At 71.0% G+C, this 13,153-nt stretch carries 11 protein-coding genes and 1 pseudogene; 3 read left to right on the forward strand and 9 right to left on the reverse strand.

Features of this window, described 5'->3' with window-relative positions; genetic code table 11:
- The first annotated feature begins 14 nt into the window (after positions 1-14).
- Positions 15-1,109, forward strand: a complete 1,095-nt coding sequence (locus IQ220_RS10205; RefSeq protein ID WP_193914773.1) for a glycosyltransferase family 4 protein — start codon at positions 15-17, stop codon at positions 1,107-1,109.
- On the opposite strand, the gene IQ220_RS10210 is transcribed toward IQ220_RS10205, so the two are convergent.
- The 8 genes and pseudogenes from IQ220_RS10210 to IQ220_RS10245 all read right to left on the reverse strand — a co-directional run bounded on the left by IQ220_RS10210 (position 1,093) and on the right by IQ220_RS10245 (position 9,939).
- Positions 1,093-1,932, reverse strand: coding sequence for a hypothetical protein (locus tag IQ220_RS10210; RefSeq protein WP_193914775.1), 840 nt, complete (start codon positions 1,930-1,932; stop codon positions 1,093-1,095). The two genes, IQ220_RS10205 and IQ220_RS10210, sit on opposite strands and share 17 nt — an antisense overlap.
- Positions 1,933-2,091: 159 nt before the next feature.
- Positions 2,092-2,963, reverse strand: a pseudogene (gene fghA, locus IQ220_RS10215) (S-formylglutathione hydrolase).
- Between the two features lie 22 nt (positions 2,964-2,985).
- Complete coding sequence (locus IQ220_RS10220; protein WP_228009103.1) at positions 2,986-4,098, reverse strand: S-(hydroxymethyl)glutathione dehydrogenase/class III alcohol dehydrogenase; 1,113 nt, start codon at positions 4,096-4,098, stop codon at positions 2,986-2,988.
- Between the two features lie 52 nt (positions 4,099-4,150).
- On the reverse strand, positions 4,151-6,109 hold the full coding sequence (gene mnmG / locus IQ220_RS10225; RefSeq protein ID WP_370566419.1) for a tRNA uridine-5-carboxymethylaminomethyl(34) synthesis enzyme MnmG: 1,959 nt from the start codon (positions 6,107-6,109) through the stop codon (positions 4,151-4,153).
- Positions 6,110-6,142: 33 nt separating this feature from the next.
- A complete protein-coding gene (locus IQ220_RS10230) occupies positions 6,143-6,895 on the reverse strand; it encodes a hypothetical protein (RefSeq protein WP_193914779.1) in 753 nt (250 codons plus the stop codon).
- Complete coding sequence (gene dnaB, locus IQ220_RS10235) at positions 6,895-8,361, reverse strand: replicative DNA helicase (RefSeq protein ID WP_193914781.1); 1,467 nt, start codon at positions 8,359-8,361, stop codon at positions 6,895-6,897. The genes IQ220_RS10230 and dnaB overlap by 1 nt, the downstream gene beginning before the upstream one ends.
- An 85-nt stretch (positions 8,362-8,446) precedes the next feature.
- Positions 8,447-8,905, reverse strand: coding sequence for a 50S ribosomal protein L9 (gene rplI / locus IQ220_RS10240; protein ID WP_193914783.1), 459 nt, complete (start codon positions 8,903-8,905; stop codon positions 8,447-8,449).
- A gap of 56 nt (positions 8,906-8,961) precedes the next feature.
- Positions 8,962-9,939 (reverse strand): fatty acid desaturase, encoded by a 978-nt coding sequence (locus IQ220_RS10245; protein WP_193914785.1) that lies wholly within the window; start codon positions 9,937-9,939, stop codon positions 8,962-8,964.
- Positions 9,940-10,005: 66 nt separating this feature from the next.
- Between IQ220_RS10245 and IQ220_RS10250 the strand changes: the two genes are divergently transcribed.
- Positions 10,006-10,788 carry a hypothetical protein gene (locus IQ220_RS10250; RefSeq protein ID WP_193814523.1) on the forward strand — a complete coding sequence of 261 codons (783 nt, stop codon included), beginning with the start codon at positions 10,006-10,008 and terminating at the stop codon, positions 10,786-10,788.
- A gap of 4 nt (positions 10,789-10,792) precedes the next feature.
- Here IQ220_RS10250 and IQ220_RS10255 read toward each other — a convergent pair whose 3' ends face one another.
- The gene (locus tag IQ220_RS10255; RefSeq protein WP_370566433.1) at positions 10,793-11,656 is read right to left on the reverse strand and encodes an acyl-CoA desaturase; all 864 of its coding nucleotides are present in this window, start codon (positions 11,654-11,656) and stop codon (positions 10,793-10,795) included.
- Between the two features lie 231 nt (positions 11,657-11,887).
- Between IQ220_RS10255 and IQ220_RS10260 the strand changes: the two genes are divergently transcribed.
- Positions 11,888-13,147, forward strand: a complete 1,260-nt coding sequence (locus tag IQ220_RS10260) for an aminotransferase class I/II-fold pyridoxal phosphate-dependent enzyme (protein ID WP_193914787.1) — start codon at positions 11,888-11,890, stop codon at positions 13,145-13,147.
- Positions 13,148-13,153: the final 6 nt, after the last annotated feature.

Below are 13,153 nucleotides of genomic sequence, written 5' to 3' on the forward strand. Positions count from 1 at the left end.
GGCGGGCCGCGGCCATGACCCAGCTGCTGCCGCCGGTGGTGGTCGCCAATCTCCACCGCCGCTACACCGGCGTGTCCGCCACGGTGCGGGCCCTGGTGCCGCTGCAGCGCCGCCAGCTGGCCATCGGCCTGATCGACTGGGGCCAGCTGGGCCTGGAGGTCGGCATGGCGTCGGCCGACCTGCTCCTGCAGGGTTGGCGGCCGCCGCCAGGGGCGGCCCGCCGCGTCTGGCATGCCCGCCGTGACCTGGAGATCCTGGTGGGTCTGCTGCTGCGGGAGGGGCTGCGCCAGCCCTGGGCGGTGCTGTTCACCTCGGCGGCCCCCAAGCCGCCGGGTCCTGTGCTGCGCTGGCTGATCCGCCGCTGCGACGCGGTGATCGCCACCTCAGGCCGTTCGGCCGGGTTCCTGCCCCAGGGGTGCGTCAGCGCCACCATTCCCCATGGGGTGGACACGGCCTTCTACTGTCCGGCGCCCGCCGCCCCAGGCGGTGAGGGCGGGGCAGCGGATCCCGATCCCCCGGCGCTGATCGGCTGTTTCGGGCGGATCCGCGCCAGCAAGGGGGTGGACCTGGTGGTGGAGGCCCTGATCACCCTGCTGCCCGATCGCCCCGGTTACGGGGCCGTGTTCACCGGCCTGGCGCGCCCCGCCGAGCGGGAGTTCCTGGCCGGCTTGCAGCGGCGCATTGCCGCCGCCGGCCTGGAGCGGCGCATCCGCTTCCTCGGCGACCTCGACCGCCTCACCGTGCGGGACTGGTACCGGCGCGTGTGTCTGTGCGTGGCGGCCTCGCGCCGGGAGGGCTTCGGGCTGACGCCCCTGGAGGCCATGGCCTGCGGCTGCGCGGTGCTCACCTCGGAGGCGGGAGCCTGGCCGGAGCTGGTGGATGGGGAGGTGGGCCGCCGCTTCCAGACCGGCAACCTCGCCTCGCTCACCGAGGCGTTGGCCCTGCTGCTCGATCAGCCCGGCGAGCTGCGGGCCATGGGCCGGCGGGCGCGGCGCCGCGCCCTGGCCCGCCATTCCCTCGAGGCCGAAGCCAGCGCGATCAACGGCCTCTACCGGCAGCTGCTGGAGGGTGCCGCTCAGGCGAGGGCGCCGATCAGCCGCCGCTGCTGATGCTGATCAGGCGCTGCTCGCCGTTGCGCTCGATCACGGCACTGTCCGCGTTGGCGGAGTGCAGCTTCCAGCCCGAGGCGCCGATGGTTTCCCCCACCGTCGCGCTGGTGGAGGAGCTGCCCACCTGAAAAATGGCCGAGCCGCCGTGGCCCGGGGCCTTCACCACCCCAATCAGCTGCGGTGCCGGGCCGCCCCCGGATCCGCCGCTGCCAGTGCTGCCGCCAGGCCTGGGTTGGGCCCCGCTCGGCCCAGCCGGCGGGGCCGAGCGGCCGACGCTGCCGCTCATCGGCACCTGGAGCACTCGGGCCGATGGTGCGCTGCTGGGCGGCAAGGTGGCCAGCTCCTTCATCCAGGGCTCCGCTGGCGGCGGTGGCGGCAAACCATTCTCTGCAGCCGCCAGGGCTTCGAGGCCCCCAGCTGCGGCTCCGGCCTGGATGGTGTTGCCGCTGGAGGCCGCGGGATCGGGCGAGGCCGGGCCCATGGCGCGCAGCCGTTCCATCATCAGCAGGTTGCGTTCCTGGCGGATGGCCTGCTGGTCCTGGCTGCGCAGCTGCAGTGCCACGAGCCCAAGGCCAGCCACGGTGGTGATGCCCAGGCTCACGCTGGCCAGCACCAGGGCCGAGGGTGGCGATTGACCGACAGCGGGGTGTGCTTGTGCGCTGGCTTGGCCTCTGGGCACGGTGCGTCGGGCGCCGGGCGTGGCCGCTGGGCTGGCCGCTGTCCTGGGGCCCGGCGCCGGGGGAGCAGGCGGTGGCGGCGGAGCGGAGGGCGGATCAAAGACTTCCACTTCGATCGCCATCTCCGGTGAGAAGACCCGGTTCATGACCTGCTCGGCCCGCAGTTCCCAATAGGCCCTGGAGGTGCAAATGCCCCTGCCTTGACTCACGCCTGCCATTGAGAATCCCAACGACAGTACACCCATTTCTTTTAAGGATTGCAACCCGGCCAGCAGCGGCCTCGGGCTGGCGCCCCAGCCGGCGGATCAGCACCGCAGGGCGTGGGCGTGGTGTTCCAGGTGGTCGGCGATGAAGCTGGCGATGCAGAAGTAGCTGTGGTCATAGCCCTGCTGGCGGCGCAGCTGCAGGGGCTGACCCACGGCCGCCGCCGCCTCGGCCAGGGCCTCCGGATTCAGTTGGGTGTCCAGGAAGGGATCGGCCAGGCCCTGGTCCACCAGGATCGGCAGCGGTGCAGCCTGGTCCGGTCCGATCGCCCGCGCACCCGAGCGCAGCAGGGCGGTGGCATCCCAGGCCTGCCAGGCGCCTGGATCGGGCCCCAGCAGGTGGCCAAAGGCCTTCTGGCCCCAGCCACAGGCGCAGGGGTGGGCGATCGGGGCGAAGGCCGACACCGCGCAGAAGCGGCCCGGATGCCGCAGCACCGCCACCAGGGCGCCATGGCCCCCCATCGAGTGGCCACAGAGGCTGCGGCGCTCGCTCAGCGGCAAGGCCGCCTCCAGCAGTTCCGGCAGTTCCTGCACCACGTAGCTGTGCATGCGGTAGTGGTGGCTCCAGGGCGCCTCGGTGGCATCCACATAGAAGCCGGCGCCGTGGCCGAAATCCCAGCCGCCATCGGGGTCGGTGGGCACCTCGGGCCCGCGGGGGCTGGTGTCCGGCATCACCAGGCAAGGCCGAGCTCAGCAGCCCGCCGCTGGGCTCCCGCCTTCTGGCTGGCGTTCTCATCGGTGCAGGTGAGGCCCGACAGCCAGTACACGGCCGGCACCCTTTCCCCGGCCAGAGCCGCGGGGGGCAGGAACACCCCCAGCAGCATCGAGCAGTTCAGCTGCCCGGAGTGGTGCCGGTAGCGGCGCTGGGAGCCGCCGAAGCAGCGCTGGTCGCTGAGCAGTTCGAGCTGGGCCACGGGAGAAGCCTTGGGGTGGCGCTCAGAAGTGAATCACGCTCCGGATGCTCTCGCCGGCGTGCATCAGCTCGAAGGCCCGGTTGATCTCCTCCAGCCCCATGGTGTGGGTGATGAAGCTGTCGAGGGGGATCTCCCCCCGCTGGGCCTTCTCCACATAGAGCGGCAGCTCGGTGCGGCCCCGCACGCCGCCGAAGGCCGAACCGCGCCAGACCCGCCCGGTCACCAGCTGGAACGGCCGGGTGCTGATCTCCTGGCCGGCTCCCGCCACCCCGATGATCGTGGATTCCCCCCAGCCCTTGTGACAGGCCTCCAGGGCGGCCCGCATCACATCCACATTGCCGATGCACTCAAAGGAGTAATCCACACCGCCATCGGTGCGATCGATCAGCACCTGCTGAATCGGGGCGTCGTGATCGCGGGGATTGAGGCACTCGGTGGCGCCGAGCTGCTGGGCGATGGCGAACTTGGCCGGGTTGAGGTCGATGCCGATGATCCTGGAGGCCCCGGCCATCACCGCCCCGATCACCACCGCCAGGCCGATGCCGCCCAGGCCGAACACCGCCACCGTGCTGCCGCGCTCCACCTTGGCGGTGTTGAGCACAGCGCCGATGCCGGTGGTCACCCCGCAGCCCAGCAGGCACACCTTCTCGAGCGCTGCCGCCTTGTTGATCTTCGCCACGGCGATCTCCGGCAGCACCGTGTACTCGGAGAAGGTGGAGGTGCCCATGTAGTGGTGCAGCATGCGGCCGTCCTTCGAGAAGCGGCTGCTGCCATCGGGCATCACCCCCCGGCCCTGGGTGCTGCGGATCGCCTGGCAGAGGTTGGTCTTGCCCGAGAGGCAGAAGCGGCACTGGCGGCATTCAGGGGTGTAGAGCGGGATCACGTGGTCGCCCACGGCCACGGAGCTCACGCCTGCGCCCACTGCCTCCACCACGCCGCCGCCCTCGTGGCCGAGGATCGCCGGGAACAGCCCTTCGGGATCGGCGCCTGAGAGGGTGTAGGCATCGGTGTGGCACACCCCCGTGGCCACCAGGCGCAGCAGCACCTCGCCCGCCTGGGGCGGCGCCACGTCCACCTCGGTGATCTCCAGGGGCTGGCCGGGGGCCCAGGCCACGGCGGCTCGGCTGCGGATCATCGGCTCAGGGCGGCTGTGCTCATCCTCAGCCTTGGCCGGAGGGCGCGGCGGCTCAGGCGCCCAGGGATGCGGGCCTGGTGGCCAGGGGCTGGGCCTCACGGCGCTTGCGCAGCTCCAGCCACAGCATCAGGGCCGTGATGTCGGCCGGACTCACCCCTGGAACCCGCCCGGCCTGGCCGAGGGTGAGGGGCTGCACGGCGCTGAGTTTCTCGCGGGCCTCATGGGAGAGGGTGCCGATGGCGCTGTAGTCGAGGTCTGGGGGCAGGGGCCGGTGGGTCTGTTTCTTGGCCTGGTCGATCTGCTGCTGCTGGCGGGCCAGGTAGCCGCTGTATTTGATGTCGATCTCGGCGCCCTCGCGCACCTCGAGGGGCAGGGCCGGATCCGCCAGGCCATGGGCCACCAGGTCGGCGCTGTGGAAGCCGGAGCGGCGCAGCAGGTCGGCCAGGGTGATCGAGCCGCGGATCGGGGCGCCGGTCTGGGCCTCCACGGCCGCGGCGGCGGGATCGCTCACCTTGAGCCGCACGGTGGCCAGCCGTTGCTTCTCCGCCTCGATCGCCTCCTGTTTGGCGCTGTAGATCTGCCAGCGGCGGTCATCGACCAGCCCCAGCTCCCGGCCCAGCGGCGTCAGACGCCGGTCGGCGTTGTCGCCGCGCAGCACCAGGCGGTATTCGCTGCGGCTGGTGAGCACCCGGTAGGGCTCGCGCAGATCCTTGGTGATCAGGTCGTCGATCAGGGTGCCGATGTAGCTGCCCTCGCGGGGGAAGTGCACCGGCGCCTCGCCCCGCACCAGGCGGGCGGCGTTGAGCCCTGCCACCAGGCCCTGGGCGGCGGCCTCCTCGTAGCCGGTGGTGCCGTTGAGCTGGCCGGCGCTGAACAGGCCGGCGATCCGTTTGGTTTCCAGCGAGGGCTTGAGCTGGGTGGCGGGCAGGTAGTCGTAGTCCACGGCGTAGGCCGGCCGCAGCATCACGCACTGCTCCAGGCCCGGCAGGGTGCGCAGCAGGTCCAGCTGCAGCCGCTCCGGCAGGCCGGTGGAGCAGCCCTGCACGTAGATCTCGGGCGTGTCGCGGCCCTCGGGCTCCAGGAAGATCTGGTGGCTCTGCTTGCCTTCAAAGCGCACGATCTTGTCCTCGATCGAGGGGCAGTAGCGGGGCCCCTTGCTGTCGAGAAAGCCGCCGTAGATCGGCGTGAGGTGGAGGTTGTCGCGGATCAGCTGGTGGGTGGCCGCCGTGGTGCGGGTGAGGTGGCAGCTCATCGGCTCGCCGCTCACCCAGGCCGCCGGATCGAAGGAGAAGAAGCGATCGGCCGCGTCGCTGGGCTGCTCCTCCAGCTGGTCGAGGGCGATGCTGCGCCGGTCCACCCGGGCCGGCGTGCCCGTCTTGAGGCGGCCGGTGCGGAAGCCCAGGGCCTGCAATGCCTCGGTGAGCCCCTCGGCGGCCTGCTCGCCGGCCCGGCCGGCGCTCATCGACTGGTTGCCCACCCAGATCTGGCCGCCCAGGAAGGTGCCGGTGGTGAGCACCACGGCCGGGGCGGCATAGACGCTGCCGAAGTAGGTGCGCACGCCGCTGATGCGGCCGCCTTCACCCGGCCTGCCGTCCAGCTCCAGCCCCGTCACCATCGCCTCGCGCAGCGACAGGTTCGGGGTGTGCTGCAGCAGCTGCAGCATCTGGCGGGCGTACTGGCGCTTGTCGGTCTGGGCCCGCAGGGCCCAGACGGCCGGACCGCGGCTGGCGTTGAGCACCCGTTTCTGCAGGGCGGTGGCGTCGGCCAGACGACCGATCACGCCGCCGAGGGCATCCACCTCATGCACCAGCTGGCTCTTGGCCGCCCCGCCCACGGCCGGGTTGCAGGGCTGCCAGGCGATGCGGTCGAGGTTGAGGCTGAACAGGGCCGTGTTCAGACCCAGCCGTGCCGCCGTGATCGCCGCCTCGCAGCCCGCATGGCCGCCGCCCACGACGATCACGTCGAAGGTTTCGGTGGGGGGAAGGGTCATGGTCGGCCCGGGCCTTGACATCAGCACAGCCTTGAGTATGGACGCCCCCGCTGTTCAGCTCAGCAGCCAGTGGTCAGTGATGTCCTCCGCCAGGAAGCGCCACAGATCCGGGCGGAGCGGGTGCTTGAGCACGGTCTGGCTGGGATGGCGCCAGGGGCGCAGCACCTCGTGGGGGCGGGGCCGCCCGTGGAACTTGAGCACGCAGGCCGCCTGGCGGGCCCGCTCGGCGGCGGCGGCATCGCGGCGGGCCAGCTTGCGCAGGCCCCGGTAGGAGGCCACCAGCCCCTCGGGCCAGGTGGCCAGCGCTCCCGGGCAGTGGCGCTGCAGCGCCCGGTAGATGAAGTTCTGGTTGGGGCCTGGGGTGCCGTGGTCTTCCCCGTTCAGGTAGGCCTGCCACACCCGGGCGGTGGCCGCTCCCGGCCGCAGCTGCATCACACAGGAGTTGAGGGTGGGGTAGCTCCAGTCGCGCACGCCGATCAGCGGGGCCGGATGGGCCGCGCCGAACCGCAGCAGCGGCTCGAGGCCGGCGCGCACCACCAGGGTCACATCGAAGAAGAGAAAGGGCGTCTCGCCGGTGATCGCGGCATTGAAGAGCTGGATCTTGCTGCAGAAGCCCTGCAGGCCCAGGGGCTCCAGCTGCCGGTGCTGCAGGCCGAGGCTGGCCAGGGCCGGACGGTTGGCCGCGTCACACAGCACCGTGAGGCTGTGGGGTGCGCTCAGGTGCCGCTTCAGCATGCGCTGCAGCCGCTCGGCGTAGTGGGGCCCGTAGCTGCGGCCGGTGAGCACCGTGAACACCTGCAGCGCCATCAGGCGGCCAGGTTGCGGAAGCGGGTGAACTGGGGTTCGAACAGCAGCTTCACCGTGCCCACCGGGCCGTTGCGGTGCTTGGTCACGATCACCTCGGTGATGCCCCGGTCGGGGGTTTCGGGGTTGTAATACTCGTCGCGGTAGATCATCAGCACCAGGTCGGCGTCCTGCTCGATCGAGCCCGATTCGCGCAGGTCGCTCAGCATCGGCCGCTTGTTGGTGCGGGATTCCACGCCCCGGCTGAGCTGGGAGAGGGCCATCACCGGCACGTTGAGCTCCCGGGCCATGCCCTTGAGGCCCCGGGTGATGCGGGAGAGCTCCTGCACCCGGTTGTCGGGGGTGGAGCCCTCCATCAGCTGCAGGTAGTCGATCACGATCAGGCCCAGCTCCTTGCCTGATTCCGCCATCAAGCGGCGGCAGAGCGAACGCATCTCCAGCACGCCGGCATTGGGTTTGTCGTCGATGAACAGGGGCAGCTGGCCGAGGCTGTTGATGCCCTGGCCGAGCAGGGGCCACTCCTCCTGCTGCAGCCGGCCGGTGCGCAGCCGGCCGCTCTCGATGCCCACCTCCATCGACAGCAGCCGGTAGGTGAGCTGCTCCTTGCTCATCTCCAGGCTGAACACACACACCGGCAGCTGGTGCAGCTGGGCCACGTTCTTGGCGATGTTGAGCACGATCGAGGTCTTGCCCATGGCCGGGCGGCCGGCCACGATGATCAGATCGCTGCGCTGCAGTCCCTGGGTGATGGCGTCCAGGTCGTAGAAGTTCACCGGGATGCCCGCCACCGAAGTGCCGAGCGAGCGGCTCTCGATCTCGTTGAAGGTGGAAGTGAGGATCTCGGCGGTGGGGGTGAGGCCCTGGCTTGGTTTTTCCTGGCTGATCGCGAAGATCTTCTGCTCGGCCTCATCGAGCACCTGATCCATCGGCTTGCCCTGATCGAAGCCGAGCCGGATCACCTCGTTGCCGGAGCGGATCAGCCGGCGCCTCAGGAACTTGTCCATCACCAGGCGGGCCACCTGGTCGATCGAGGCGGTGGACATGGTGCGCTCCACCAGCTCCACCAGGCGGCTGCTGCCGCCCACCTTCTCCAGCAGGCCGGTGTCCGCCAGCCAGGCGGTCATGGCGGTGAGGTCGGTGGGCTTGCCCTGGCTGTGCAGCATCAGGGCGGTGCGGTAGATCTCCCGGTGCGCCCCCAGATAGAAGGCCTCCGGCTGGAGCACATCCGCGACCCGGCTGATGGCGTCGGGATCGAGCAGCACGCCCCCCAGCACCGCCTCTTCCGCCTCCAGGTTCTGGGGGGGCACCGAGTCGGGCAGGGCCTCGAAGCTGGCCTCATCCCGCAGCCGTCCCCGCCGCGGGGCGGGCCGCACCGGCGCGATGTCGCTCTGCCCGGCAGCGGGATCGCGGTCGGCATCGGCGGCTTGATGACCGTCGGGCTCGCGCTCTGAAAGCGGCAGGCTCACCATGGCTGGATGTCCCGCTGGGAGGCCGGCCAGTCCCTGGGGTGCTGGCGGCGGTGGGCGCCCATTCTGGCCTGAGCGGACCGAGCGCTCAGTGGCTGATCACTTCAAGGTTGATCTCGGCCGTCACCTCGGGGTGCAGCTTCACGTGCACCTTGTAGGAGCCGGTGCGGTGGATATCGGGCACCGTGATGTCGCGGCGATCCACATCCTTCTTGGTGGCGGCTTCGATCGCCTCGGCCACGTCGCCGTTGGTCACGGTGCCGAACAGCACGTCATCGCCGCCGGTCTGCTTCTTCACGGTGAAGCGGCCGATCGTGGCCAGGGCGGTGCGGAAGGCCTCGGCCTCGGCCCGCAGGGCCGCCTGGCGCTCGGCCTCCTTGGCCCGGCGTGCCTCCACCTGCCGCAGCACGGCTCGGGTGAGGGGAACGGCCTTGCCGGTGGGGACCAGGAAATTACGGGCGTAGCCAGGGGCCACGTCCACCAGATCGCCCCCCTTGCCCAGGCTGAGGACGTCTTCGCTGAGAACGACTTGAACGCGCTTGGCCATGGGAAAAGGAGAGAGACGTCTGATCACGAGCCGATCCAGCAGCCTACGTGACGGGCTCAGGCCCTCAGGCTGGGCCTGGCCGCGATGGCGGGGAGACGCACCTGCCTGGCCAGGCCCAGCCGACGCATCAGCCGGATGTGCTGCCAGGTGAGGTCGAGCTGGCGGCCGAAGCCATGGCGCGCCGAGTGGGGGAAGGCGTGATGGTTGTTGTGCCAGCCCTCACCGAAGGTGAGCGCGGCCACCCACACGTTGTTGCGGGACTGGTCGCCGCTGTCATGGGACACCTTCCCCCAGCAGTGGGTGGCCGAGTTGACCAGCCAGGTGCAGTGGTAGACCACCACCAGGCGCAGCGGAATGCCCCAGAGCACCAGGGCCCAGCCGCCGGCACCGGTGACCGTGCCGATCCAGAACAGCAGGCCGGCCAGGGGCAGCTGCAGCAGCAGGAACCAGTTGTTCAGCCAGCGGTAGTAGGGGTCACGGGCCAGATCACCGGTGAGGCGGGGCACCGCGGCCATGGCGGGAACGGTCTCGAACATCCAGCCCATGTGGCTCCACCAGAAGCCCTTGAGGCTGCTGTGGTGGTCGACGTCGGTGTCGGAGAACTTGTGGTGGTGGCGGTGCAGGCCCACCCAGTCGATCGGGCCGTGCTGGCAGCTGAGGGCGCCGCAGGTGGCGAAGAAGCGCTCCAGCCAGTGGGGCACGCGGAAGGAGCGGTGGCTCAGCAGGCGGTGGTAGCCAACGGTGACGCCGAGGCAGGCCGTGACCCAATAGAGCACCAGGAAGCTGGCCACGGCGGGCAGGCTCCAGAAGCGGGGCAGCAGGGCCACGATGGCGAGCGCATGGAGCGCGCCCATGTAGGCCACGATGGTCCAGTTGATGCCCGGTTCGCTCTGGGGCGCGGCTGCGCCGCTGCGGGGTTGGCGCAGGGCCTCGGCCCGCACCAGTCCCCTGGTGCCGCCGCTGATCCGGGCGGGCTGCCGGGTGCTGCGGGCACTGGGACGCGGATGGGCTCGGCTGGAGGCTGTTGCGGTCATAACGGACCGACTCCTGATCACTGGCTAAGATGGTAGCAATACGAATCCTGATCGCAAGACTTCGCAGTGGGTTACCGGGACGACCTCGCGGCCGGGCGGGTGGCCTTTGCCCATCTCGTTCGCCTCTGGCACGGCCGCAATGGCTGGAGCCACCGCGTGCTGCCCGCCCTGGCCGAGGCCCTCGATCTCGGCCGCGTGCACAATTCCCAGCTCTCGATGTTGCGCAACGGCAAGCTCGCCTCCCCGGGGCCGGAGGTGTTCCTGGCCCTGGGGCGCATCAACCAGTTGCTGGCCGCCGAGGTGGTGGATGGCACCCTCTCCGAGTCGCTGCGGCAGCAGCTCGCCGACCAGCCCTCACTGCTGGCCGACCTGCAGGCCTCGGCCCTGCCGGTGCAGGAGCCGGGCGAGGCGGTGCTCGGGCCCGGCGAGCTGCTGGAGGTGTTCGTGGGTCTGCGCCATCCTCCGGCTGCCTTCGACCTGCGCATTGCCGAGGGCGAGGCCCTGATCCTGAGTGCCGCCCTGGCTGAGCTGCTCACCGCCGGCCACCCCTGGCGGCTGTGCCGCGACACGGTGCTGGCGGCCTATCCGGTGAGCAAGCGCTCGCGGCGGGAGCGCTTTGCTGCGGTGATCGCAGGCCAGTGCGATTACAGCGCCGCCGAGCTCGATGCCGAACTGCCTGACCTGCGCCGCACCCTGGCGGCCCTGGGCGGTGTGGAGGAGCAGCACCTCAGCCCGGCCCGCTTTCTCGATCTGCTGCGTCAGCGGGCCCGGGGCCTCGGCGGCCTGGCGCCCGACCCTGGCGAGGCTGACCTTGGCGCGGCGATCCGCCAGCAGCTGGGCGGCCTCTGATCCCTCAGGGGCGGTAGTGGGCCAGCCGCACGCGCCGCGCCCAGCCCAGGGCCCTCAGCAGGCGGATGTGCTGCCAGGTGATGTCCAGCTCGAACCAGCGCAGGCCGTGGCGCGCCGAGTGGGGGAAGGCGTGGTGGTTGTTGTGCCAGCCCTCGCCGAAGGTGAGGATCGCCACCCACCAGCAGTTGCGCGAGCGGTCGGGGCAGTTGAAGTTGCGGTAGCCGAAGGCGTGGGTCGCGGAGTTCACCAGCCAGGTCACGTGGTACACGAGCACCAGCCTCAGCGGGATGGCCCAGAGCACCAGGCCCAGCCCGCCGCCGTGCACCCCGGCCAGCTCGCCATAGGCATAGAGGGCGACGCCGAGGGGCGCCTGCAGCAGCAGAAACCAGCGATCCAGCCAGCGGTAGAAGGGGTCGCGCTGCAGATCCCCGGTGAGCCGCTCCACGTGCTCCAGGGCTGGGATCTGGTGCAGCATCCAGCCGCTGTGGGCCCACCAGAGGCCGCGGCCGGCGTCGTGGTGGTCGTTGGGCTGGTCGGAGAACTTGTGGTGGTGGCGGTGCAGGCCCACCCACTCGATCGGCCCGCTCTGGCAGGCCATGGCACCCATCAGCACCAGGGTGCGCTCCAGCCAGAGGGGGGTACTGAAACTGCGGTGGGTCACCAGCCGGTGCAGGCCCAGCGTCACGCCCAGCACGGTCATCCAGTAGAGGAACGCCAGGGCCACCAGGGCCTGCCAGCTCCAGAACCTCGGCAGCAGGGCCACCACGGCCCCCACGTGCATGGCCAGCATGAAGCCGGTGGTGCCGAGCTTGTAGCGCCGTTGCCGGGGGGGCAGGGGCTTGCGGCGGCTGCGCAGGGCAGCCAGCAGCTGGCGCTCCTGCTGGCTGCCGGCCGTGGTTGCCGGCAATGGCGGGGCGGGGTTGAGCTGAATCACCAAGTGCGTGGGGAGCGGGAGTGGACGGTGCGGCGGCGGTGCACCCCCGGGCCGGCTCGGCCGGTCTGGGGATCTGCGGAGGCCGTAAGCCGTTGGACGTCTGTGTCCGGCTCCCGAGTGGCGGGAATCTAGACGGGCAACATGGGAGACCCTCCGGCCCCAGCGATGTCCAACCCCTGCTGGGCCCGCGACCAGCTCGATGGCGCCAGCGCCCGCATCGCCCCCTTCGCCGAGCGCCACACGGCCGCCGTGCAGCCAAGACTGGAGCGGGTGCTGGCGGCCCTGGCGGCGGAGCGGGTGGGGGTGCAGCACTTCGCCTCGGTGAGCGGCTACGGCCATGGCGACCAGGGCCGCGAGGTGCTCGATCGGGTGTTCGCGCGGGTGCTGCAGGCCGAGGCCGCCGCCGTGCGGCTGCAGTTCGTCAGTGGCACCCATGCCATCGCCGCCGCCCTGTTCGGCGTGCTGCGGCCGGGGGATCGGCTGCTCTCCCTCACGGGCCGCCCCTACGACACCCTCGAGGAGGTGATCGGCCTGCGCGGGCAGGGCCAGGGGTCCCTGGCCGAGTTCGGCGTCCGCTACGCCGAAGTGCCTCTGAGCGCCGCCGGCCGGGTGGATCTGGAGGCGGTGGACCTGGCCCTGGGTGAACCGACGCGGATGGTGCTGATCCAGCGCAGCTGCGGCTACAGCTGGCGGCCCTCCCTCTCGATCACGGCGATCGCCGAGCTGGCCGAGCGGGTGAAGCGGCGCCAGCCCGGCTGTGTGGTGTTCGTGGACAACTGCTACGGCGAACTGGTGCAGGGGCAGGAGCCCACCGCCGTGGGGGCCGATCTGATCGCCGGCTCCCTGATCAAGAACCTGGGCGGCACGATTGCCCCCACCGGCGGCTACGTGGCCGGCCGCGCCGAGCTGGTGGAGCAGGCCTGCTGCCGGCTCACCGCCCCGGGCATCGGCGCCGAGGGCGGCACCAGCTTCGACCTCAACCGCCTGCTGTTCCAGGGGCTGTTTCTGGCGCCCCAGATGGTGGCCGAGGCCCTGATCTGCAGCGAGCTGGTGGCCCAGGTGTTCAGTGACCTCGGCTATGCCACCCAGCCGCGGCCCGGGGAACCGCGCAGCGATGTGATCCAGGCGGTGCGGCTGGGCTGCCCCGAGCGGCTGGCCACGGTGTGCCGCGCCTTTCAGGCCGCTTCCCCGGTGGGTGCCTACCTGGATCCTGTGCCGGCGCCGATGCCCGGCTACGCCAGTGAGCTGGTGATGGCGGGCGGCACCTTCATCGACGGCAGCACCAGTGAGTTCTCCGCCGATGCGCCGCTGCGGGAGCCCTATGTGCTGTTTGCCCAGGGCGGTACCCACCGGGCCCATGCCCGCATCGCCCTGGAACGGGCCCTGGCGGCCCTCGCCGAATCCGGGCATGGTCCTCCAGACTGACGCGCA

The organism is Cyanobium sp. LEGE 06113 (assembly GCF_015207615.1).

Coding starts and splice junctions, on each gene's coding strand:
- rplI (WP_193914783.1), bottom strand. CDS start 8,905: ATGGCCAAGCGCGTTCAAGTCGTTCTCAGCGAAGACGTCCTCAGCCTG.
- IQ220_RS10210 (WP_193914775.1), bottom strand. CDS start 1,932: ATGAACCGGGTCTTCTCACCGGAGATGGCGATCGAAGTGGAAGTCTTT.
- IQ220_RS10230 (WP_193914779.1), bottom strand. CDS start 6,895: ATGGCGCTGCAGGTGTTCACGGTGCTCACCGGCCGCAGCTACGGGCCC.
- IQ220_RS10245 (WP_193914785.1), bottom strand. CDS start 9,939: ATGACCGCAACAGCCTCCAGCCGAGCCCATCCGCGTCCCAGTGCCCGC.
- IQ220_RS10260 (WP_193914787.1), top strand. CDS start 11,888: ATGTCCAACCCCTGCTGGGCCCGCGACCAGCTCGATGGCGCCAGCGCC.
- IQ220_RS10220 (WP_228009103.1), bottom strand. CDS start 4,098: ATGATCCGCAGCCGAGCCGCCGTGGCCTGGGCCCCCGGCCAGCCCCTG.
- IQ220_RS10205 (WP_193914773.1), top strand. CDS start 15: ATGACCCAGCTGCTGCCGCCGGTGGTGGTCGCCAATCTCCACCGCCGC.
- dnaB (WP_193914781.1), bottom strand. CDS start 8,361: ATGGTGAGCCTGCCGCTTTCAGAGCGCGAGCCCGACGGTCATCAAGCC.
- mnmG (WP_370566419.1), bottom strand. CDS start 6,109: ATGTCAAGGCCCGGGCCGACCATGACCCTTCCCCCCACCGAAACCTTC.